Here is a 21,908-nt window from a genome sequence, read left to right as displayed (position 1 = left end):
CGGCACTCAGGGTTCGATGGCGACGGGGATGCGCTCCTGCATATATTCCGGCGTGAAGCTGAAATAGACCCCGGTGCCACCTTCCGGACGGCGGGTGATCTGCAATTCACCGCCCAGATGGCGGGCTCGCTCAAGCATAATAGCCAGGCCATAATGATTCAGTTTCTCGGCGCTCTCAGGAATACCTATACCGTTATCTTCAACAGCCAGCTCAATTCCCGCTTCCTGGTCTTGCCGCAACCTGACAACGACTTCGTCGCCCTGACTGTGATGGATAGCGTTCTGGCAGGCCTCACGGATGATCTGCAGCAGGTGAATCTCTTCGTGAGGCGCCAGCGGCGCATTCGCCAGTTGGAAATCCAGCCTGACATTCATGCTGGACTGCTCGGAAAATTGCTTCACTGTAGTTTGTAAGGCGTGCAGCAGTCCGGCACCATCCACTTTCAGACGGAAGGTCGTTAATAACTCGCGCAGCTGCCGGTAGGCAGCATTAAGCCCTTCACGTAATTCGCCGGAAACATCGTCAATGATGGCCTGATCGTTTTTGGCGATGCCCTTATCCAGCCGGGTAACCTGAATTTTGAGATAAGACAGGGCTTGCGCCAGTGAATCGTGCAACTCGCGGGCTATGACCGTACGTTCCTGAATCAACGCCAGGCGGCGCACTTGTGCTTCTTCCTGTTTCAGGCTGAGCGCCACCGCCAGTTGATCGGTGACTGACTGCAGTAATTGTAGCTGCCAGTCGTCGAGCCGCTCCGTTGCGGGCTGCCGGGCAACCAGAACACCGTAATAGCGTTGGTCGCGCTCCAGCGGGAAGCGATAAACCCGAAGGCCTTCAATAACGCTGACGCCGCCACCTGCACTCACACACTGGGCGCAGTCGGCACCGACGCACGGGTCGTCAGGGGCATTCTGTGGCTGCACCTGCATATAAGGTTTGTCACCTGTTTCCGTGATCAGGCAGAGCTCCAGATCATCAATGTGCGATGCTTTTTTCAGGCCTTCAACGATCTCCGTAAAGTCGTTGTAGCCGGGCGAATGCTCAATTATGGTGCGTGCTGTGTCGTACAAAAATTGTAGTCGCTGATTACTTTGCTGAATGGCTTTGGTTTGCTCATCCACCCGCTTCTCCAGATTGCCGTACATATAGGCAATGGCATCGCTCATCTTGTTCAGGGTATTTGCCAGTACGCCCAGCTCGTCGGACATCGGGTGGCTCACGCGCGAGGTGAAATCGCCCTGTGCCACCCTGCGGGCGGCTTGAGTCAGAATAGTTAGAGGCTGACGAACCCGGGTTTTAAGCCAGAAGAAAATAATGAAGGCCAGACCGATAGTCGAAAACAGTGACAGCACCTGAATCAGGCGAATAGCACGGATGCGGCGCTCAGCTTCCTGCTGCAGACCGCTGACGAAATCGTTAAGCTGCGCGATACGTGGCTGTAAATAGCGTTCCAGGTTGGCGGAGGTGATCTCACCAGCGGCCAGGCGCTGCTCAAACTCCAGCCAGCTTTGCCGGGCTTCACGGAATTGCTCACCAAGGTCAGACGCCTCTTCGGTAAACCGGTTAAAAACAAAATGCGACCAACGTTCATCAAGGGTTGTTGCCACTTCGGCGGCCGCGGGGCTATTGGGTTGATGGAGCTGAAACCAACTGTAGCGGTAGCTTTGCATGCGCAATGATCCCGCCACGTTGATTGCCATGGCATCTTGATCAGCTTTTTCGGAAAGCCAGTAGGACGCCAGCAGTGTACCTATGGTGAGAGCTACCATGCAGCCCAGGGCCACACCGATTCGGGTAACGATTGAAACTTGCCGCATAATACCTTTACATCTTCTGCAGAGATTAAAAAACAACCGATGCATAGTTTAACTGTAAATCTATCCCTTCGCACTAAGGTTTAGAGTAATACGGGCTACCTCTTTTGTACTCGCCCGGCAGAATCCTCCTACCCCCATTTTTGCGATCACATAAAAAACAATGGTTTAGCGTGATAAGCATCTACCTACTTGTAGGTAAATTACTGTATTACCTATAGTTTTCCGCCAATTGGGGGCGTAGCTTTATATCGCAGACTTGTTCAGAATTAGCCCTGTATCGACATAGACCAGGAGTTTGAGGATGAGTCACCTACTCGACAAATTGCGGTTTTTCAAAATCCGTAAAGAATCATTTGCTGATGGCCATGGCATGACCACTGACCAGGATCGTGCCTGGGAAAAAGGGTATCGCCAGCGCTGGCAGCACGACAAAGTTGTGCGCTCGACGCACGGCGTAAACTGCACCGGCTCCTGTAGCTGGAAGATTTACGTGAAAGATGGTCTGGTGACCTGGGAGACTCAGCAAACTGACTATCCTCGCACCCGGCCCGACCTGCCTAACCATGAACCACGTGGTTGCCCGCGTGGCGCCAGCTATTCATGGTACATCTACAGTGCCAACCGGCTGAAATATCCGAAGATGCGGCAGCAACTGATGAAGCTGTGGCGCGAAGCCAAAGAGCAGCACCCTGACCCGGTGGATGCCTGGGAATCGATTGTCAGCGATCCGGTGAAAGCCAAGAGCTACAAAGAACGCCGTGGCTTAGGCGGCTTCGTGCGCGCCAGCTGGGAAGAAGTAAACGAGCTGATCGCCGCTTCGAACGTATACACCGCAAAAACCTATGGGCCCGACCGGATCAACGGCTTTTCGCCAATCCCGGCAATGTCCATGGTGTCTTACGCCGCTGGCTCTCGTTATCTGTCGCTGATCGGCGGTAACTGCCTGAGCTTCTATGACTGGTATTGTGACCTGCCGCCAGCCTCACCACAGGTTTGGGGCGAGCAAACGGATGTGCCGGAATCAGCTGACTGGTACAACTCAAATTACATTATTGTCTGGGGCTCAAACGTGCCGCAGACCCGTACCCCAGATGCGCACTTCCTGACCGAAGTTCGTTACAAAGGCACCAAAACCTGTGTCATTACCTCAGACTACTCGGAAGCCTCGAAGTTTGGTGATACCTGGTTGTCACCGCGTCAGGGTACTGACTCGGCGTTAGCCATGGCGTTCGGCCACGTGATCCTGAAAGAGTTCTACGTTAACAAGCCAAGCAGCTACTTTAACGACTACGTACGTCGTTATACCGACATGCCGATGCTGGTCATGCTGGAGCCGGGTGAAAAAGTGCTGAACCAGGGCCGCTTCCTGCGCGCCGCGGATCTGGTCGACAATCTGGGCGAAGCAAACAACCCGGACTGGAAAACCATCGCGATCAATGAAGATGATCAACGTCTGACCAGCCCGAACGGTGCCATTGGTTACCGCTGGGGACAAAAAGGCAAATGGAACCTGGAACAGAAAGATGGCAAGGGCGATCTGAAGCTGGCCCTGACCTTAAAAGACAGCCACGATGAAATCGTTGAAGTTGGCTTCCCGTATTTTGGCTCTGCTCCGCATGAGTATGAGTACTTCCAGCATACCCATCATGATGAAGTGCAGATCCGCAAAATTCCGGCTAAGCGCATCGAATTGGCTAACGGTGAAACGACGCTGGTAGCCACTGTATTTGACCTGATGCTGGCTCAATACGGCGTGGATAACGGTATCAACGACGAAAATCGGGCACAGAGTTACGATGATGACGTGCCTTATACGCCGGCCTGGCAGGAGCAAATTACCGGGGTGAAACCGGCTGATGTGATTCGCATCGCTACTGAGTTCGGTCGCAATGCGGACAAGACCAAAGGTCGTTCAATGATTATTGTCGGTGCCGCGATTAACCACTGGTACCACATGGATATGAGCTACCGTGGTCTGATCAACATGCTGATGATGTGTGGTTGTATCGGCCAGAGCGGTGGTGGCTGGGCCCACTACGTCGGCCAGGAAAAACTGCGTCCGCAGACCGGCTGGCAGCCGCTGGCATTCGGTCTGGACTGGCAGCGTCCACCACGCCAGATGAACGGCACCTCATTCTTCTATAACCATTCCAGCCAATGGCGTTATGAGAAGCTGGATATGAGCGAAGTGGTGTCGCCTCTGGCCGATAAAAACAAATGGAAAAGCTCCATTATTGACTACAACACCCGCGCCGAGCGCATGGGCTGGTTGCCGTCTGCGCCGCAGCTGGGCGTAAACCCGCTGACCATTGCCGACAAAGCCAAAGCAGCCGGTAAAGAAGTTAAAGCGTACCTGGTTGAACAGCTGAAAAGTGGCGATGTACCTTTCGCCTGTACTCAGCCTGATAGTCCGCAGAACTTCCCGCGCATTATGTTTGTGTGGCGCTCTAATCTGCTGGGTTCATCAGGTAAAGGCCATGAATACATGCTCAAGCACTTCCTGGGCACCACCCACAAAACCTTTGGTGACAACCTGGGCGAGTTGGGCGGCAAGCTGCCGGAAGATGTCGAATGGGTAGAGAAAGGCGCTGAAGGCAAAGTGGACCTGTGGGTGACGCTGGACTTCCGGATGTCAACAACCTGTCTGTATTCAGACATCGTGCTGCCAACCGCGACCTGGTACGAAAAAGACGACATGAATACTTCGGATATGCATCCGTTTATTCATCCGCTGACTGCGGCCGTGGATCCGGTGTGGGAAGCGCGTAGCGACTGGGAAATCTTTAAAGGCATCACGAAAGAATTCTCAAAGGTCTGTAACGGTCACCTGGGCGTTGAGCAAGACGTCGTGACCACCCCGATCATGCACGACTCGGCCGGTGAAATGGCGCAGCCATACGGCGTTAAAGCCTGGTGGAAAGGTGAGTGTGAGGCTATTCCAGGCGTGACCATGCCAAATATTACCGTGGTGGAACGGGATTACCCGAATACCTACCACCGCTTCACCTCGCTTGGCCCACTTATGGATAAGTTAGGTAACGGTGGCAAGGGCATCAACTGGGACACCCAGGAGGAAGTCGATTTCCTCGGCAAGTTGAACCGGGTTCACCATGAGGAAGGGGCGAATAAAGGCCGGCCGATTATCGACAGTGCCATTGACGCCTGTGAAGTCATCCTGTCGCTGGCGCCGGAGACCAACGGTCACGTGGCGGTGAAAGCCTGGGCCGCGCTGGGTGAGCAGACCGGACGGGATCACACCCATCTGGCGAAGCCAAAAGAAGACGAGAAGATTCGCTTCCGCGACATCGTGGCGCAGCCACGCAAGATCATCTCTTCGCCAACCTGGTCAGGCCTGGAAGATGAGCATGTGTCGTATAACGCGGGTTACACCAACGTGCATGAAATGATTCCATGGCGGACCCTCACCGGCCGGCAGCAGTTCTATCAGGATCATGAATGGATGCGCGATTTCGGTGAAACCTTATGTGCCTATAAGCCGCCGATTAACCTGAAGACAGTGCAACCGGTGCTGAACAAGAACAGCAATGGCAATAAAGAAATCGTACTGAACTGGATCACCCCGCACCAGAAATGGGGTATCCACAGCACCTATTCAGAAAATCTGCTCATGCTGACGCTGTCACGCGGTGGTCCGATTGTCTGGATGAGCGAAATCGATGCCAAGGCAGCCGGCATTGAAGATAACGACTGGATCGAAATCTTCAACGTCAACGGTTCAATCAGTGCCCGGGCGGTTGTTTCTCAGCGGGTTCCGGAAGGTATGAGCATGATGTATCACGCCCAGGAGCGCTTAGTGAACATCCCCGGTTCGGAATTGACCGGAACGCGCGGCGGTATCCACAACTCAGTAACGCGGGCGGTGATGAAGCCGACCCACATGATTGGTGGTTACGCGCAACAAGCCTATGGCTTTAACTATTACGGCACAGTGGGCTGCAACCGCGATGAGTTCGTGGTTATCCGGAAGATGGATAAAGTCGACTGGCTGGATACCGAATAACGTTGGAGTGAGGACAATACGATGAAAGTAAGAGCTCAAATTGGCATGGTGCTGAATTTGGACAAGTGTATTGGTTGTCATACCTGCTCCATCACTTGTAAAAATGTCTGGACCTCACGCGAAGGCGTCGAGTATGCATGGTTCAACAACGTTGAAACCAAACCCGGTATCGGTTTTCCGAAAGAGTGGGAAAACCAGGACAAGTGGAACGGTGGCTGGGTACGCAATAAGAAAGGCAAACTGGAACTGAAAATCGGTACCAAGCGGCGGGTGTTGGCGAATATTTTCGCCAACCCGGATCTGCCGGAAATCGATGATTACTATGAGCCGTTTGATTTTGATTATCAGCATCTGCACACGGCGAAAGACAGCAAACACCAGCCGATCGCCCGGCCACGCTCGCTGATCACCGGTAAGCGTATGGAAAAAATAGAATGGGGCCCGAACTGGGAAGAAATCCTCGGCACCGAGTTCGCTAAACGTAAGAAAGACAAAAACTTCGATGAAGTGGTACAGAAAGACATTTACGGTCAGTTTGAGAAGACCTTCATGATGTATCTGCCACGGCTTTGTGAGCACTGTCTGAACCCGGCCTGTGTGGCAGCCTGCCCGTCAGGCGCTATCTACAAGCGTGAAGAAGACGGCATCGTGCTGATTGACCAGGACAAATGTCGTGGCTGGCGGATGTGTGTATCCGGCTGCCCGTACAAGAAAATCTACTTCAACTGGAAAACCGGTAAGTCTGAGAAATGTACGTTCTGCTATCCGCGCATCGAAGCCGGCCAGCCGACCACCTGCTCAGAAACCTGCGTGGGGCGGATCCGCTACCTCGGCGTGCTGTTTTACGATGCGGACCGCATCGAAGAAGCAGCCAATACGCCGAATGAACAGGATCTCTATCAGGCGCAGCTGGATATCTTCCTGGATCCCCATGATCCAAAAGTGCAGGCTGCTGCCCGCGCTGAAGGTATCGCTGAAAACTGGATTCAGGCAGCCCAGCGGTCGCCGGTTTATATGATGGCGATGGAATGGAAAGTTGCTCTGCCATTGCACCCTGAATACCGCACCTTGCCTATGGTCTGGTACGTGCCGCCACTGTCGCCAATTCAAAGTGCGGTAGAAGCTGGTCACGTGGGCATGAACGGTGAAATACCGGACCTGAAATCGCTGCGGATACCGCTGCGTTACCTGGCCAACATGCTGACCGCTGGTGATGAAGCACCGATAGTGCGGGCGTTGGAGCGAATGATTGCCATGCGCGCCTACAAGCGTTCGGAATATGTCGACGGTGTCGAAGATCTGGACGTACTAAGTCAGGTTGGACTGACCAAGCCACAGGTAGAAGAAATGTACCGCTATATGGCTTTGGCTAACTACGAAGACCGTTTCGTGATTCCGACCAGCCACCGGGCTTACGCTGAAAACGCTTACGACCTGAAAGGCAGTTGCGGCTTCAGTTTCGGCAATGGCTGTAGCGATGGCAATAACGACGTCAATTTGTTCGGCGCGCGTAGCGGCGGCGTTCGCCAGGTCATCCCGGTGACCATGAAGGAGTAATACCATGCACGTTTTACAAGTTATATCGCTGTTACTGGACTACCCGCAAAGCGGCGTAGCTGAAGCCCGGGATGATCTGCAGGAGATCATCCAGGCCTCACCATTAACGGATGCGAACAAGGCGCAGCTAAGCGCATTTCTACAGCGCCGGACCACCGGCGATCTGATGGACTGGCAGTCTGAATATGACGGTTTGTTCGAGCGCGGACGGTCGTTGTCGTTGTTGTTATTCGAACATGTACACGGTGAGTCGAAGGATCGTGGCCAGGCCATGGTTGATCTGATGAATCAGTATCACGAAGCCGGGCTGGACATCGGTATTCGGGAGCTACCGGACTACATTCCACTGTATCTGGAATTTCTCTCTACCCAGGGTGACGAGAACGCGCGGCTGGGTCTGGCTGAGGTCGGGCATATTCTGGCGGTATTAGCGTGCCGTCTGGAGAATCGTAAAAGCGATTACGCAGCACTAGCTTATGCGTTGCTTGATCTGTCAGGAGTCGAGGTGGATCTGAATGACTTGCGTGAGCAGGTGGTAAAAGAAGAGCGGGACGATACACCAAAAGCGCTGGACAAAGTATGGGAGGAAGAGGTTGTGACCTTTACCGGCAGCGATAGTACCGAGGGTTGTCCAACGGCGCAGAGCCGGCCATCAGAGCTGCAACGCCGTGACCAGTTTATTCCGCTGAATACGGATGATTTGAGTAAGCCAGCCAAACCGGTTGGGATCTGAGGAGATAAGTCATGAACAGTTTAAATATGTTGGCTTTTGGGATCTATCCTTACATTGCCCTGACGGTATTTTTTATCGGCTCCTGGATCCGTTATGACCGCGAGCAGTTTACCTGGAAAGCGGCTTCCAGCCAGATACTGGAGAAGAAGCAGTTACGTCGCGGTAGTATCGCCTTTCATGTCGGTATTATCGCTATATTCTTCGGGCATTTCTTTGGTCTGTTAATGCCAAGCGAGCTCTGGTACGCGCTGGGCATTAGCACCCAGACCAAACAGCTGGTGGCGATGGGCGCGGGTGGTTTCTTTGGCATTATCTGCTTTTACGGCCTGACTATTCTGATCAGGCGCCGGCTGTTTAACCCGCGGATCCGCGCAACCAGCAATCCTATGGATATCGTTATCCTGCTGCTACTTTATGTGCAGCTGATTCTGGGTCTGATATCGATTTATGTGTCTATGGGTCACCTGGACGGTGCCGAAATGGTCAAACTAATGGCCTGGGCTCAGAACACCCTTCTTCTGAACGGTGGACAGGCTGCGGCAGCGATGGAAACTGTGCACTGGATCTTTAAGCTGCACGTGTTCTTAGGTATGACGCTGTTCCTGGTTTTCCCGTTTACGCGTCTGGTGCATATGTTCAGCGTTCCGATGCAGTATCTCACCAGGAAACACCAGATCGTTCGCAAGCGCTTTGCCCGCTAAACGACAGGAGGAAACTATGATTAACGTCAATCAGGTGACTATTGCGGAACCAGCGATAATGGAAGAAATGCAATACCACCCTTCAGATTCGCAAGAGCAGGCGATGCAGCGTGCCGCTGAGTCACTGGTTATCGGGGAATTACTGCGGCAGCGCGCCGCAGCACTGAACCTGACAGTAGGTGACGAAAGCGATCAAGCCAGTGACCAGGATTTTCTGGATGCGCTGATAGAACGAGAGGTCAGTGTGCCTGACGCCGACGAAGAAGCCTGCGCAACCTACTTTCAGCAGAATCCGGATCGCTTTACCACATCGCCGTTACTGGAACTCCGGCACATTCTGCTGGCCGCCGCACCGGATGATGAGTTGGATCGGGTAAATGCCAAAACCATGGCCGAGCAGATTATCGCGCAGTTGCAGGGAGGCGAAGATTTCACCCGCCTGGCAAAAGCTCATTCGGCCTGTCCGTCCAGCGCTACCCAGGGTAGCCTGGGGCAAATTAGCAAGGGTCAGACGGTACCCGAGTTTGAACGCCGGGTATTCACTGCCAGCGAAGGCTTATTGCCGCATCCGGTCGAAACCCGTTACGGCTTCCATGTCGTTTCTGTGGACCGAAAAATCGAAGGGAAAGCCCTGCCGTACGAAGCGGTGAAGGGTAAGATTGCGGAGTACCTCAGCGAAAAAGTTCACCGTAAAGCCATGGCGCAGTATATCCATACCCTGATCCAGGATGCGGATATCGAAGGTTATGATTTCTCGGTATCGGATTCGCCGCTGCTTCAATAATTATTTTTTAGTCAAGGTATACGGCGGGCTTGTTCAGAGCCCGCCTTTAATCAGATTATTGCGTTGCAGTACCTTATGGGTGCGGCGCGCCAGCTTTTCGACAAAAGCCAGATCGGCAAGGGTAGGCCTAACCCGCTGGTTGTTCAGATCAACCTCCCACTGACTAATTTCAGTATCGAGCATTTCCAGCATTTTCTTTGAACAACCCCGACAAATCCCCTGGCACATATCGGCTTCTTTCAGACCAAAAGGAATATGTGAGCGAATGGTTCGGATAAGCTCCCGCATGGCCATTTCGGTCGATGGCTTGCGGACATGTGGGACGCTATCGGATAGCGCCGGGATTTGTACATCCGGGACCATAGTCGGACTCCTTTTTTATACCCCCTTTTCTACCCGGGTAAAATTATATAACCCACTGATATAGAGGGATATATACCCTTGGGTATACCCCTTTATTGCCGCCCGAAGGGCGCGGTTAACAGATAATATAGAGGCAGTTCTGGTAGCCACTTTAAGGAAAACCTTATGTCTGTGTTAAACCCGCTATGTGTTGCCCTGATAGTTACTGGCGCTGCGATTGCGGCCCCGGTCAATGCAAATACCTTCAGTACCGATGATATTGATCTTGATTTGTCGTTCCGTTACCGCCTGGAACAGGTGAATACCGATGCACCTCTACAAGATGCTCTGGCGTCGAGCCTGCGCTCTCGCGTGAAACTCACCACTGCCAGTTATAACGGCTTCTCGGCGCTGGCTGAGATTGATAACGTCAGCTACATCGGTGGCGAAACATTTAACAATACGGTCAATGGCAAAACGGACTACGCGGTCATCGCCGATCCCGATGGCACCGATATCAATCAGGTGGCCCTGCGCTATCAGCATGATAAAGCCGGTACCTTCACCCTGGGGCGGCAGCAGATAAACCACCTGAACCAACGGTTTCTGGGTGGCGTGGGCTGGCGCCAGAATGAACAGACCTTTGACGGGTATCGCTGGCAGTTTAAGGCCAGTGAGCAGCTGCAATTGGAGCTGGCGCATCTGGATAACGTCAACCGGATCTTCGGGCCGAACGGCGCCAACGCCGACCAGCGGGGCGACTTTCGCATCGCCCTCGGACAATGGCAGTTTGCTGCCGGACACCGACTGGCGCTATTTGGTTATGACTTTGACTTCCGTGACTGGGATGTCCGGGACAGCCTGACCACAGGCATCGATTACAGCGGCAGTTTCACCGTTGCTCCTGACCACCGGCTTACTGTGCAGCTGGCTGGTGCCCGGCAAACGGACCAATATCAGGCCCCGGTTGATTTCACCCACAATTATCACCGTATCAGTGGTGGCTGGACTTATCAGTCGGTGACCGTCGAACTGGGCCAGGAACGCTTAGCGGGTAATGGTCAGACCGCTTTCCAGACGCCGCTGGCAACCCTGCATGCCTTCCAGGGCTTCACCGATTTGTTTCTGGTTACTCCCGCTGCGGGAATCAGGGATAACTGGCTGAAGCTGAACTATCAGAGCAACTGGGCAAAATTCGCCTTCGGTTACCATGAGTTTGGCGCCGACGCGGGTAACAGCGATTACGGCCAGGAGTTCAATGTCAGTGTCAGTAAGCCCCTGACCAAACAGCTTGCGGGCCTGCTCAAAGCCGCGCGTTATGAAGCGGATAGCTTTGGCAGTGACACCAGTAAGTTGTGGTTCCAACTGGTGTATACCCTGTAATTTAGTTGATCACGATCAAGGTAATCAGTCCCAAAAGGCCTAAGCTAAAACACAATATATAGTTGCTAAAACGAAATCGCACACTAAATATGGGGTTTTATGCTTAGGTCCTCTTCAGTTTCAGACCATCATTTGCGCTATAGCGCAGAGCAGGTGGTATTTCAGGAAGTCCCGGGGCAAGTATCACTTGCCTACACCATTACCGGGTGCCCTGTTGGCTGCAAAGGATGTCACAGCGTCGACAGCTGGCCGGTTGGTAGCGGACAACTGCTGACACCGGATTATTTCGCCGGGCGGCTGCAACAGTACCAGAAGCTTATTTCCTGTGTGTTATTTCTCGGCGGCGAATGGCAGCTCGAAGCGCTTATCGAATTGCTCAGGCTAAGCCGCGAAAAGGGTTTACATACCTGCCTGTATACCGGCTACGACGATGTTTCGCTTGCCATCCGCCAGCAACTGACTTTTTTAAAAACCGGGGCCTGGGTCGAGGCTCTTGGCGGGCTGAACAGCCCCACCACCAATCAGCGGTTTGTCGACCTGCGTAATCAGCAACTGCTGAACAGCCGATTTATCACAGACTAAGAACAACAAAGCGAGGGGATTGCCATGTTACGTTTACAACCAGAACAAATAGACCAGAAAATGGCGTTTATTCAGGACTATCTTAGCGCTGCCAACGCCGCCGATGGTTCGAAGATGGATGCCAATGCCAATGTTACCCAGAAGAATATTGCTACGCTGGAATCCGAACTGATGAAAGACTTCTTCGTACAGGTGAACCGTAAGCAGGTCAGCACCAAGATCGCCGAATTATTTGGTGAGGAGCTGGGTGCCGAGTACATTCGTCAGATTGAAGACCACGAGATTTATGTGCACGATGAAACCAGTCTGAAGCCTTATTGTGTGTCGGTAACCATGTATCCGTTCTTACGCGACGGCCTGACTAAGCTCGGCGGCGAATCGCTGGCGCCGAAACATCTGGAAAGCTTCTGCGGCACTTTTGTTAACTTTGTTTTTGCCGTCAGTTCGCAGTTTGCCGGCGCCGTAGCAACGGTCGAGTTCCTCGCCTATTTCGACTATTTTGCCCGCAAAGATTATGGTGATGATTACCTGCGCACCCATCGGCATCAGATCGAAAACCACCTGCAGCATGTGGTTTACGCACTGAATCAACCGGCCGCTGCGCGCGGCTATCAAAGCGTGTTCTGGAATATTTCGATCTACGATCAGCATTACTTCGACAGCATGTTCGGTGACTTTGTTTTTCCTGATTTCAGCCGCGCCAGCTGGCAGTCAGTCAGCCGGCTACAGGAGTTTTTCCTGAACTGGTTTAACGACGAGCGCAAGAAAACCATCCTCACCTTCCCGGTAGTGACTGTGGCGATGCTGACCGAAGAGGGGCAATGCAAGGATCATAATTTTGCCAGTCAGATTGCCGGTGAACTGGCGCAGGGCAACTCATTTTTTGTTTACCTGTCGGATAACGCAGATTCATTGGCATCCTGCTGCCGTCTGCGCAGTGAGATCAGCGACAATACCTTCTCCTATACCCTGGGGGCAGGCGGTGTCGCCACCGGCTCGATCAACGTGATTACCATTAACATGAACCGGCTGGTACAGGATGGCCGTGACCTGGCCACGGAAATCGACAAGATCCAGAAATATCAGGTGGCGTACCGCCGATTGATGGAGAGCTATCTTGAGGCCGGGTTGCTGACCGTATATGACGCGGGCTTTATCTCGCTGGAGAAGCAGTTCCTGACCATCGGCATTAACGGCATGGTGGAGGCGGCGGAGTCGCAGGGGCTGGTGGCCAGCAATAACCCTGACTATATCGAGTTTGTGCAGCGTCATCTTAAAGTCATATACGACGCCAACAAAGTCGCCAAAAAAACTTACGGCTATATGTTTAATACCGAATTTGTGCCAGCTGAGAACCTGGGTGTGAAGAACGCCAAGTGGGATCGCGAAGACGGTTATTTCGTGCCGCGCGATTGCTATAACTCTTACTTCTATGTGGTGGAAGACGATCAGCAAACCAATTCATTGGATAAGTTTATTCTGCACGGCAGTGAGCTGACAGATTACCTTGACGGTGGCTCGGCGCTGCACCTGAATTTAGACGAAAAGCTGACGCAGGACGGTTACCTGTCAATGCTCAACATCGCCGCCCAAACCGGCTGCAATTACTTTTGCGTGAACGTGAAGATCACCATCTGCAACGCCTGCGAGCACATTGATAAGCGCACCTTAGCCAGCTGCTCAGCCTGCGGCTCGGCGGATATTGACTATGGCACCCGGGTAATCGGCTATCTGAAGCGCGTGTCAGCGTTCAGTGCCGGCCGCCGCAAAGAGCATCAGGCCCGTCATTATCATCGCAAGAAATACGATCAGAGTATTGCCGGAGCGACGGCGCACAGCATGGTATTACGCCGCGCCAGCTAAGCGGTGCTGGGGTTAGCCTGAGGAAACTACTCACAAAGAGGGAGCCTGGCTCCCTGTTTGTGTGTATGGGGCAAAACCCCCCGGTTTGCTATGCTAGGGCTTCTATTTTTCCGGCGGATTTATTGCTCATGATCATTGAAAGTTATAGCGACCTCATCACGGCTGCGGGTCAGCAGCCAGAACCTCAGCGATTGTTATTTGTGCTGGCCCGGGCTGAACTGCCTGAGGACGCCACCCAGAGTCAGAAGAGCCGCTTTGCGGAGCGCAGCGGTGGCGCGCTGGAGCCGGTGCTCTGCGTCGATAAATTGCCGGAAGAAGTGCCGGAATTCGAGGTTTTGCTGGAAGAGTCCAAACGCACCGGGGTTGACTGGGATATCGTCTTTATCGCCAGCATGGAGGGTCGCGCTGGCCACCCGCCCAGCTCCGACGAAGCCGAACAACCGCTGACGCTGATGGTGAATAAGATCAAAGCTGGCAGCATTGCCGACTTTATCACCATCAACCGTGACGGCGATTTAATTCACCTGTTTGCCTGATTCAGACGACTTTGGAGTAGCGTGGCGCTGTCGCCTGATCGCTCAGGTAGGCATCGAAGCAGGCACAGATGCTACGCACCCAAAGGCGGCCTAAGGCGGTAACCTGGATCCGTTCGGCATGAATGTCCACCAGGCCATCCTCTGCAAAAGGCACTAATTTTTGCCGCGCTGCGGCAAAGTAATCCCAGAAATCCGCCAATTCCCACTGCTTGCTGAAAGCCGGAATATCCAGTTCAAAATGACAGATGAGCTGAGATATCAGGGCGGCCCGCAAGCGGTCATCAGCGCTTAGCGCGAAACCTTTCACGACCGGCAAATCGCCCTGCTTTATCGCCCGGTAGTAATCAGGCAAGTCTTTAGCATTTTGCCAGAGTACGCCGTCAATCTGACTGATCGATGAAGCGCCCAGACCCAGCAAGGCATCCTGTCCGGCAGTGGTATAGCCCTGAAAATTACGTTGCAGGCGGCCCTGTTGCTGAGCCATCGCCAGCTCGTCATCGTCTTTAGCGAAATGATCCATGCCGATGAACTGATAGCCAGCCGCAGTGAAACGGGTAATCCCCAGTTGCATGAGTTCGAGCTTAACCGGCGCGCCCGGCAGGCTTTCATCCGGGATCTTCCGTTGCCCGGCAAAGCGCTGCGGTAAGTGAGCATAGCTGAACAATGATATGCGGTCCGGCGCCAGCTCAATAACCTGTTCAATTGACGCCAGGAATGTTTCGGGCCGCTGATAGGGCAGACCGTAAATGAGATCCAGATTAATGGACCCAAAACCGAGTTCACGGCTCAGTTCCAGCTGGTGTTTAATCAGCGCTGTATCCTGCACCCGGTTGATGGCGATCTGAACCTTCTCGTCGAAGTCCTGGATGCCGTAGCTCACCCGGTTGAAGCCCAGTTGCCGCAAATGGCGTAGCTTGTCATCGCTGCAGCTGCGGGGATCAATTTCGATACTGAGTTCAGCGTCTGTAGCAACGGAAAAGTGGCTGTTGATCAGCTCCATCAGCCGCGATAGCTGGATTTCAGTGAGAAAGGTCGGGGTGCCGCCCCCAAGATGCACCTGTTCGACCGCACGGCTACCCAGCAGCTGCTGGTACATCGCCATTTCTTTTGCCAGGGCGTCCAGGTAGATGTCCGCTTTGTGCTGATGCCGGGTGATGACTTTATTGCAGCCGCAGTAATAGCAGAGCTTATGGCAGAACGGCAGATGAATATAAAGACACAAGGGGTTATCGGTATTGGCCAGGGTTGCGGCCACCTGACGAACCGGAAAATCGTCGCGCAGGGCCAGAGCGGTCGGGTACGATGTGTAGCGCGGACCGTTGATATTGTATTTGTCGATTAATGCCTGACTCCAGGTCACTGCACTCATTGGCCTTTCCCGTTAAAACTCGAAATGTTGAGCTGAATTTTACTTGATCGGGATCAGAAAATTGATACTCCTGAAGGGTTACTTAGTTGACCCCGGTCAAGGATTGTTGCGTCAGGATTTGTTCAGCTACTTGATCTGACAGCCGATACAGGAAGCCCGGTAGCCGCTCTTTCAGTTCAATGGTGTCGAGCAGATTTTTGATCTGCAAGCCCAGCTCGGTGTCGCCGGCAATTAGCAGTTTGCGCCGGAAGAACAGCGTATCGGGATCGACTTTGTTGGAGATCATTAGCAGCAGGCTCGGCATTTCGCCGCGCATGGTCACATCCGCCGCCTGCTCGCGTACGCTGACCTGCAGCCGTGGCCTGGCTTCATCGGCCGCCACCGATACATAGAAGCTGAAATCCAGATCCGTTACCTGCACCCGCACCCAACGGTGCTGCAGGAAAGCAAACTCGCCGCGGCGCAATTCATGGCGCAGTATCTGGTTCATGGCAGCGCTCATGCTGGCTGCTATTAATGCGTCCGGCGTGTAGCGCAGGCATGCCTTTGTCACTGCCGGTAACTGTTCTACTACTTTAGGAATAACCATTCTTAACCTCGTATTGGCGCCCCTGAATAAAGATGCAGGGATTATAATAGGCATCGGTTATCTGGGTTCAGGGCACAGGTCAATAAACTCGCTGTTAAGAAGGGATACAACATGGAACTTCTCTGTCCGGCTGGCAGTATGCCTGCCTTAAAAGCTGCTGTAGAGAATGGCGCCGATGCTGTTTATGTCGGCCTTAAGGATGAAACCAACGCCCGTCATTTCGCTGGCTTAAACCTGGACGAAGCGGGGCTGGCCGAAGCCGCGCGGGTGGTTCACCGGCACGGTAAAAAGCTGCATGTGGCCATTAATACCTTCGCCCATGCCGATACCTGGGAAACCTGGCGGCGGGCGGTCGATATGGCAGCCAGAGCGGGCGCCGACGTGCTGATTCTGGCCGACCTGGCGGTGCTTGCTTATGCCGCCGAGCGCTATCCTAAGCTGGAACTGCATTTGTCGGTACAGGCTTCGGCAACCAACGCCGCGGCGATAGAGTTTTACCGGCAGTTCCGCATTCAGCGGGTGGTATTGCCACGGGTGCTTTCCATGAACCAGGTGCGGGCCATCGCGCGCACCACGGATATCGAACTGGAGGTCTTCGCCTTTGGCAGCCTGTGTATTATGGCCGAGGGTCGCTGCTATCTGAGCTCCTACATGACCGGCGAGTCACCTAATACCGCCGGTGCCTGTTCGCCGGCGCGCTTCGTGCGCTGGGATGAGACCGAAGACGGGACGTTGGAGTCACGGCTCAACGACATCTTAATTGATCGCTTCGCACCGGGTGAAACCGCCGGTTACCCGACCTTATGTAAAGGGCGTTTCGAAGTGGGCGGCGAAACCTACCATGCGCTGGAGGAGCCAACCAGCCTGAATACCCTGAGTCTGCTGCCCGAACTTTACCGCGAAGGCATCGCCTCGCTGAAAATCGAAGGCCGGCAACGCAGCCCCGCCTACGTGGCGCAGATTACCCGGGTCTGGCGTCAGGCCATTGATGCGGTGATGGCGGATCCCACGGGTTTTAGCGTCGCGCAGGAATGGGATCGGGTGCTGGCATCGCTATCAGAAGGCAGTCAGACCACCCTTGGCGCTTATCACCGGAAATGGAAGTAATCACCATGAAATTTTCTCTGGGAGCAATTCAGTACTTCTGGCCCAAGCAAGTCGTACAGAACTTTTACCGCCAGGCGGCCGACTCGGCCGTCGACATTGTTTATCTGGGCGAAACCGTTTGCAGCAAACGGCGCGAACTCAAATATGAGGATTATATGGAGCTCGCCCATATGCTGCGCGAAGCGGGCAAGCAGGTGTGCCTGTCGACAATGACCTTACTTGAGGCACCGTCCGAGCTACGCGAGCTCAGAAGATACTGCGACAACGGTGAGTTTCTGGTGGAGGCCAATGATGTCGGCGGCATCAGTCTGTTGCAGGAAAATCAGCTACCTTTTATTGCCGGTCCGGCCATCAACTGCTACAACCATCACAGCGTACGGCGGCTGCTGAATATGGGCATGACGCGCTGGGTGGTGCCGGTAGAGCTATCCCGTGACTGGCTGCAGGATTTGCTGGGCCAGACGCTGATCACCGATGTTCGGGGCTGCTTTGAAACCGAAGTGTTCGCGTTCGGGCATATGCCGCTGGCCTGGTCCGGCCGTTGTTTTACGGCGCGCTCAGAAAACCGGCCAAAGGATCAATGTGAGCTATGCTGTATTCAGTATCCTGAAGGACGTACGGTAACCAGTCAGGATGGCCAGCAGGTGTTTGTACTCAATGGCATTCAGACGCAGTCAGGCACGCGCTACAACCTGGTTAACCAGCTGGGCTCAATGCAGGGGCTGGTGGATGTGGTGCGGCTAAGTCCGCAACTGGATGATACCTTCGACTGGCTGGAGAAATTCCGCGCGAATCAGCATGGCGAAACTCAGGTACCTTTAGCTAAGCTCGACAGTAACGGCTACTGGCTGAACTTGGCTGGTCTGGTGCAAAAATAACAGGAGAGAAGCATTATGGCAGCAACAAGGGTTGCGAAAATCGGCATTGTTACCGTCAGTGACAGGGCGAGCGCCGGAGTCTATGAGGATCTGTCAGGCAAGGCCATTGAGGCTACCCTGAATGATTATCTGATCTCTGAGTGGGAGCCGGTCTACCGGCTCATTCCTGACGAGCAACCGGAAATCGAACTGACGCTGACAGCATTGGCAGATGACGAAGGCTGCTGTTTGATTGTCACCACCGGCGGTACCGGTCCGGCCAAACGCGATGTAACGCCCGAGGCGACGGAAGCAGTTTGTGATCGCATGATGCCCGGCTTTGGCGAGCTGATGCGTACGGAATCATTAAAATATGTGCCTACCGCCATTTTATCCCGACAGACGGCCGGTTTGCGCGGACAGACGTTAATCATTAATCTGCCGGGTAAGCCCAAGGCCATCCGTCAGTGTCTGGATGCGGTGTTCCCCGCAGTCCCCTACTGTATTGACCTGATGGACGGGCCCTACCTTGAATGTGATGAAAACGTCATCAAGCCGTTCCGCCCGAAGCAATAATCCGACCGTTTACTCATCCTCCAGAAAATTATGCGCCTGCGCTTGTTGCAGGCGCTGCTGGTATTGTGCGGCCTGATTGGCAAAGAACATGGTAATCATGCACACGGCCAGTACGCCGTAGAGAATCATAAAGCAGCCCGTCACTATACCCAGTACATCCTGCGCCAGACCGAACAGGATCGGCAGGGTGCAACCACCCAGCGCGCCCATGGCCGCAACAAATCCCCCAGCTGATCCCATGTGCCGCGGATAGTAATCGTGAATGTTCTTGTACACGCTGGCGCGGCCGAATCCCTGGGCGACGCCGATGACAAAAATCAGGCCGGTGAACAACCAGACGTTCATGCTGATTTCCAGTTGCACGTCTTTACCCATACCGTGGATGATCAGGGTGGTAGGTGGGTAACTCAGGAAAAACAGGCACACCAGACAAACCCAGAATACACTCCAGTTAACCGCTCGTGCGCCGTAGCGATCAGCGAACCAGCCGCCCAGTGCCCTGACCATGCTTGAGGTGGCGACAAAAAACAGGGTAAAGGCCATGGCCTGAGTTTCGGTCATGTCGTAAGCCTGCATATAGTATTGTGGCAGCCACAGCAGTAAGGCCAGAAAGCTGCCGAACACAAAATAGTAGTACAGTGAGAAGCGCCAGATGCGCGCATCACGAATAAGCTCCGCCAGCGGCAGCGAGCGACTGGGCAAAGCGGTACTCAGCGTCGCCGCAGACGGCGAGAACAGCCAGAACAACAGAATCATAGCCAGTAACGCACCGGCATAAACCGGGCCCACCCAGTTCCAGCCAAGGGTAAATACTATCAGTGGTACCAGCATAAAAGTAATCGCGACACCGGCGTTACCAACTCCAAATAAGCCCAGTGCCAGCCCTTGCTGTGCCGAGGCGAACCACTCAGATACATAACGCACACCCAGAGTGAAGGATGCGCCACTGATGCCAAGCCACAGACCAATAAGCAGGTAGCTGGTGAAGCTCTCAATCACAGGCAGTAGCAGCAGCGCCGGAATGAGCGACAGCATCAGGGCGATCCATAATTTGCGCGCATCGTAATGGTCGGCCAGCATCCCGAGCGGGATCCGCAAAATGGCGCCGGAAAAAATCGGTGCGGCCAGCAGTAAACCGTATTCAGTCGCGCTCAGCACCAGTTGTTCCCGAACGGTCAGGCCCATTACTGCATAGAGCGTCCAGATCGAAAAGCAACCGGCGAAGGCCAGGGTCGCAAGCACCAGCGAACGCCAGGCCAGCGGGTGGGTAGCATGCATAACGAGTCTCCGGAACAAGTCGTGTTCAATAGCTTAACCGAGTTTGTATTTGTTTCACGAGCATTAAAGCAGTACCTCTCAAATCCTCAGTAACGCCATGGCTATTTTTGTTCTACCACCAAAGAGATAAAGCGCCCTTACAAGGTCGGCTCCGGCGCCCGTGATGAGGCTACCTATATAGTGATATGGCCAACAAATTCAGTTGGTTATAGTCGGTTCTGCAGGCCTTTGTCCGATGGATTACCGGGCGCAAAAACTTATAATTGAGGCAGTTGAATCTCACCCCCTTGATTGCATTTTGGAGGACACCATGTCCGAAACTCATATAGTAGATGACAGCCGCAAACTCCGGCTGCTGAATTTCGCTGATCAGAAGATCAGGATGCTGCATCTGACCTGGTTTGCGTTTTTTCTGACCTTTGTTATCTGGTTTGCCCATGCGCCGCTACTAATCCATATCAAAGAAGCGCTGGATCTCACCACGGCCCAGGTGAAAGCACTGCTGATACTGAACGTCGCCATCACCATACCGGCCCGGATTGTGGTAGGCATGCTGGTTGATCGCTACGGGCCCCGAATCATTTACTCGTCGCTGCTGTTTATCTCGGCACTGCTTTGTATCGGTTTCGCCTTTGCCAATACCTATGAAGCGCTTGCGCTGTTCCGTTTCCTGCTTGGTTTTGTCGGTGCGGGTTTCGTTATCGGTATTCGCATGGTTGGTGAATGGTTCCCGCATCATCAGGTGGGAACGGCGGAAGGCATTTACGGTGGCTGGGGTAACTTTGGCTCCGCTGCCGGCGCGATGTTGTTACCGACCATCGCATTGATGTTCGGTGGCGAAAACGGCTGGCGCTATGCGATTGTCAGCATCGGCGTGGTCAGCGCCATTTACTCGCTGGTGTTCTATAAGTTTGCCCGCAACACACCGAAAGGATCCGTTTACTTTAAGCCGAAGAAAAGTGGTGGCATGGTGGTCACCAGCTGGCGCGCATTCTGGGCGTTGATCCTGATGAATATTCCTATGTACCTGGCGCTGGCAATGCTGGCGTGGCGTTTGTCGCCGGCGGGCGTCAACTTGTTCTCAGACAACATGATGTACCTGATGTGGGTGCTGCTGGCGGTGCTTTTTGTGGTGCAGACGCAGCAAATCTGGCGGGTTAACATTGAACACCTGCGCGCTGGGGTGCCGGAAGTCGATCGCTACAGCTTTAAGCAGGTCGGTATCCTGAATATTGCCTATTTCGCGACTTTTGGCTCCGAGCTGGCGGTGATTTCCATGCTGCCGCTTTATTTCCTCGAAACCTTTGAAGGCTTATCAGCGGTCGAGGCGGGTTTGCTGGCTTCCGGTTTTGCGTTTATGAATCTGGTGTCACGGCCTATGGGCGGCTGGTTCTCAGATACATTCGGGCGCCGTAAAAGTATGCTGTTTCTGATTGCCGGGCTGGCCGTTGGTTATTTCCTGATGGGCCTGATGGACAGCTACTGGTGGATCCCAATGGCGGTGCTGGTCACTATGGCCTGTTCGTTCTTCGTGCAAGCCGGTGAAGGCGCGGTGTTTGCCATAGTGCCGCTAATCAAGCGCAGCATGACCGGGCAAATTGCCGGTATGGCAGGCGCTTATGGTAACGTCGGCGCGGTGGTCTATCTGACCGTGCTGAGTTATGTTGATTACAGCACCTTTTTCTATGTGATTTCGGCTTCCGCTGCAGTAGGCTTAATCGCAGTGGCCTTCCTCAATGACCCTAAAGGACACATCGTGGAAGTAGGCGAAGACGGCACCGTGCATCGGATCGCTGTAGGTTAAACCATGTA

At 53.8% G+C, this 21,908-nt stretch carries 18 protein-coding genes; 13 read left to right on the top strand and 5 right to left on the bottom strand.

Annotated features, from left to right (window positions below; genetic code table 11):
• Nucleotides 1-6: 6 nt before the first annotated feature.
• A complete protein-coding gene (locus IDSA_RS08990; protein WP_034776114.1) occupies nt 7-1,818 on the bottom strand; it encodes an ATP-binding protein in 1,812 nt (603 codons plus the stop codon).
• 301 nt (nt 1,819-2,119) lie between these two features.
• Here IDSA_RS08990 and IDSA_RS08985 point away from each other — a divergent pair, with 301 nt between their 5' ends.
• From IDSA_RS08985 to IDSA_RS08965, 5 genes are read left to right on the top strand one after another with little or no spacing between them, the layout of a single operon-like run.
• Nucleotides 2,120-5,839, top strand: coding sequence for a nitrate reductase subunit alpha (locus IDSA_RS08985; protein WP_034776112.1), 3,720 nt, complete (start codon nt 2,120-2,122; stop codon nt 5,837-5,839).
• A gap of 21 nt (nt 5,840-5,860) precedes the next feature.
• Nucleotides 5,861-7,396, top strand: coding sequence for a nitrate reductase subunit beta (narH, locus tag IDSA_RS08980; protein WP_034776110.1), 1,536 nt, complete (start codon nt 5,861-5,863; stop codon nt 7,394-7,396).
• 4 nt (nt 7,397-7,400) lie between these two features.
• Nucleotides 7,401-8,129, top strand: coding sequence for a nitrate reductase molybdenum cofactor assembly chaperone (narJ, locus tag IDSA_RS08975; RefSeq protein WP_034776108.1), 729 nt, complete (start codon nt 7,401-7,403; stop codon nt 8,127-8,129).
• An 11-nt stretch (nt 8,130-8,140) separates the two neighbouring features.
• Nucleotides 8,141-8,830: a respiratory nitrate reductase subunit gamma gene (narI, locus tag IDSA_RS08970; RefSeq protein WP_034776107.1), complete on the top strand. Its 690-nt coding sequence runs from the start codon at nt 8,141-8,143 to the stop codon at nt 8,828-8,830.
• A gap of 16 nt (nt 8,831-8,846) precedes the next feature.
• A complete protein-coding gene (locus IDSA_RS08965; RefSeq protein WP_034776106.1) occupies nt 8,847-9,614 on the top strand; it encodes a peptidylprolyl isomerase in 768 nt (255 codons plus the stop codon).
• A 33-nt stretch (nt 9,615-9,647) separates the two neighbouring features.
• On the opposite strand, the gene IDSA_RS08960 is transcribed toward IDSA_RS08965, so the two are convergent.
• Nucleotides 9,648-9,977 (bottom strand): hypothetical protein, encoded by a 330-nt coding sequence (locus tag IDSA_RS08960; protein ID WP_051986201.1) that lies wholly within the window; start codon nt 9,975-9,977, stop codon nt 9,648-9,650.
• A gap of 165 nt (nt 9,978-10,142) precedes the next feature.
• Here IDSA_RS08960 and IDSA_RS08955 point away from each other — a divergent pair, with 165 nt between their 5' ends.
• The 4 genes from IDSA_RS08955 (at nt 10,143) to IDSA_RS08940 (ending at nt 14,320) form a co-directional block, all read left to right on the top strand.
• The gene (locus IDSA_RS08955; protein ID WP_051986200.1) at nt 10,143-11,339 is read left to right on the top strand and encodes an alginate export family protein; all 1,197 of its coding nucleotides are present in this window, start codon (nt 10,143-10,145) and stop codon (nt 11,337-11,339) included.
• A gap of 99 nt (nt 11,340-11,438) precedes the next feature.
• Nucleotides 11,439-11,921, top strand: coding sequence for an anaerobic ribonucleoside-triphosphate reductase activating protein (gene nrdG, locus IDSA_RS08950; RefSeq protein WP_034776105.1), 483 nt, complete (start codon nt 11,439-11,441; stop codon nt 11,919-11,921).
• Between the two features lie 24 nt (nt 11,922-11,945).
• Nucleotides 11,946-13,784 (top strand): anaerobic ribonucleoside-triphosphate reductase, encoded by a 1,839-nt coding sequence (gene nrdD / locus IDSA_RS08945; RefSeq protein ID WP_034776103.1) that lies wholly within the window; start codon nt 11,946-11,948, stop codon nt 13,782-13,784.
• 128 nt (nt 13,785-13,912) lie between these two features.
• Nucleotides 13,913-14,320 (top strand): hypothetical protein, encoded by a 408-nt coding sequence (locus IDSA_RS08940; RefSeq protein WP_034776102.1) that lies wholly within the window; start codon nt 13,913-13,915, stop codon nt 14,318-14,320.
• Nucleotide 14,321: 1 nt separating this feature from the next.
• Here the strand turns inward: IDSA_RS08940 and hemN are convergent, their stop codons facing one another.
• Entirely contained in the window at nt 14,322-15,689 is a 1,368-nt protein-coding gene (gene hemN / locus IDSA_RS08935; RefSeq protein ID WP_034776101.1) for an oxygen-independent coproporphyrinogen III oxidase, read from the bottom strand.
• An 82-nt stretch (nt 15,690-15,771) separates the two neighbouring features.
• Nucleotides 15,772-16,278 (bottom strand): ubiquinone anaerobic biosynthesis accessory factor UbiT, encoded by a 507-nt coding sequence (gene ubiT / locus IDSA_RS08930; RefSeq protein ID WP_051986199.1) that lies wholly within the window; start codon nt 16,276-16,278, stop codon nt 15,772-15,774.
• Nucleotides 16,279-16,389: 111 nt separating this feature from the next.
• Here ubiT and ubiU point away from each other — a divergent pair, with 111 nt between their 5' ends.
• The 3 genes from ubiU to mog are packed head-to-tail and all read left to right on the top strand — an operon-like array spanning nt 16,390 to nt 18,818.
• On the top strand, nt 16,390-17,385 hold the full coding sequence (gene ubiU, locus IDSA_RS08925; RefSeq protein WP_034776099.1) for a ubiquinone anaerobic biosynthesis protein UbiU: 996 nt from the start codon (nt 16,390-16,392) through the stop codon (nt 17,383-17,385).
• Nucleotides 17,386-17,390: 5 nt separating this feature from the next.
• Entirely contained in the window at nt 17,391-18,263 is an 873-nt protein-coding gene (locus IDSA_RS08920) for a U32 family peptidase (protein ID WP_034776237.1), read from the top strand.
• A gap of 15 nt (nt 18,264-18,278) precedes the next feature.
• Nucleotides 18,279-18,818: a molybdopterin adenylyltransferase gene (gene mog / locus IDSA_RS08915; protein ID WP_034776098.1), complete on the top strand. Its 540-nt coding sequence runs from the start codon at nt 18,279-18,281 to the stop codon at nt 18,816-18,818.
• A gap of 9 nt (nt 18,819-18,827) precedes the next feature.
• On the opposite strand, the gene IDSA_RS08910 is transcribed toward mog, so the two are convergent.
• Nucleotides 18,828-20,096, bottom strand: coding sequence for an MFS transporter (locus tag IDSA_RS08910; protein ID WP_034776097.1), 1,269 nt, complete (start codon nt 20,094-20,096; stop codon nt 18,828-18,830).
• Nucleotides 20,097-20,406: 310 nt separating this feature from the next.
• Between IDSA_RS08910 and IDSA_RS08905 the strand changes: the two genes are divergently transcribed.
• Nucleotides 20,407-21,900 (top strand): NarK family nitrate/nitrite MFS transporter, encoded by a 1,494-nt coding sequence (locus tag IDSA_RS08905; RefSeq protein ID WP_051986198.1) that lies wholly within the window; start codon nt 20,407-20,409, stop codon nt 21,898-21,900.
• Nucleotides 21,901-21,908: the final 8 nt, after the last annotated feature.

Source organism: Pseudidiomarina salinarum (assembly GCF_000753715.1).
In the GTDB taxonomy this organism is placed as follows: domain Bacteria; phylum Pseudomonadota; class Gammaproteobacteria; order Enterobacterales; family Alteromonadaceae; genus Pseudidiomarina; species Pseudidiomarina salinarum.
The sequence above is the reverse complement of the archived record's forward strand: the minus strand, read 5'-3'. Positions and strand labels throughout refer to the sequence as shown.

Coding starts and splice junctions, on each gene's coding strand:
- IDSA_RS08990 (WP_034776114.1), bottom strand. CDS start 1,818: ATGCGGCAAGTTTCAATCGTTACCCGAATCGGTGTGGCCCTGGGCTGC.
- IDSA_RS08985 (WP_034776112.1), top strand. CDS start 2,120: ATGAGTCACCTACTCGACAAATTGCGGTTTTTCAAAATCCGTAAAGAA.
- narH (WP_034776110.1), top strand. CDS start 5,861: ATGAAAGTAAGAGCTCAAATTGGCATGGTGCTGAATTTGGACAAGTGT.
- narJ (WP_034776108.1), top strand. CDS start 7,401: ATGCACGTTTTACAAGTTATATCGCTGTTACTGGACTACCCGCAAAGC.
- narI (WP_034776107.1), top strand. CDS start 8,141: ATGAACAGTTTAAATATGTTGGCTTTTGGGATCTATCCTTACATTGCC.
- IDSA_RS08965 (WP_034776106.1), top strand. CDS start 8,847: ATGATTAACGTCAATCAGGTGACTATTGCGGAACCAGCGATAATGGAA.
- IDSA_RS08960 (WP_051986201.1), bottom strand. CDS start 9,977: ATGGTCCCGGATGTACAAATCCCGGCGCTATCCGATAGCGTCCCACAT.
- IDSA_RS08955 (WP_051986200.1), top strand. CDS start 10,143: ATGTCTGTGTTAAACCCGCTATGTGTTGCCCTGATAGTTACTGGCGCT.
- nrdG (WP_034776105.1), top strand. CDS start 11,439: ATGCTTAGGTCCTCTTCAGTTTCAGACCATCATTTGCGCTATAGCGCA.
- nrdD (WP_034776103.1), top strand. CDS start 11,946: ATGTTACGTTTACAACCAGAACAAATAGACCAGAAAATGGCGTTTATT.
- IDSA_RS08940 (WP_034776102.1), top strand. CDS start 13,913: ATGATCATTGAAAGTTATAGCGACCTCATCACGGCTGCGGGTCAGCAG.
- hemN (WP_034776101.1), bottom strand. CDS start 15,689: ATGAGTGCAGTGACCTGGAGTCAGGCATTAATCGACAAATACAATATC.
- ubiT (WP_051986199.1), bottom strand. CDS start 16,278: ATGGTTATTCCTAAAGTAGTAGAACAGTTACCGGCAGTGACAAAGGCA.
- ubiU (WP_034776099.1), top strand. CDS start 16,390: ATGGAACTTCTCTGTCCGGCTGGCAGTATGCCTGCCTTAAAAGCTGCT.
- IDSA_RS08920 (WP_034776237.1), top strand. CDS start 17,391: ATGAAATTTTCTCTGGGAGCAATTCAGTACTTCTGGCCCAAGCAAGTC.
- mog (WP_034776098.1), top strand. CDS start 18,279: ATGGCAGCAACAAGGGTTGCGAAAATCGGCATTGTTACCGTCAGTGAC.
- IDSA_RS08910 (WP_034776097.1), bottom strand. CDS start 20,096: ATGCATGCTACCCACCCGCTGGCCTGGCGTTCGCTGGTGCTTGCGACC.
- IDSA_RS08905 (WP_051986198.1), top strand. CDS start 20,407: ATGTCCGAAACTCATATAGTAGATGACAGCCGCAAACTCCGGCTGCTG.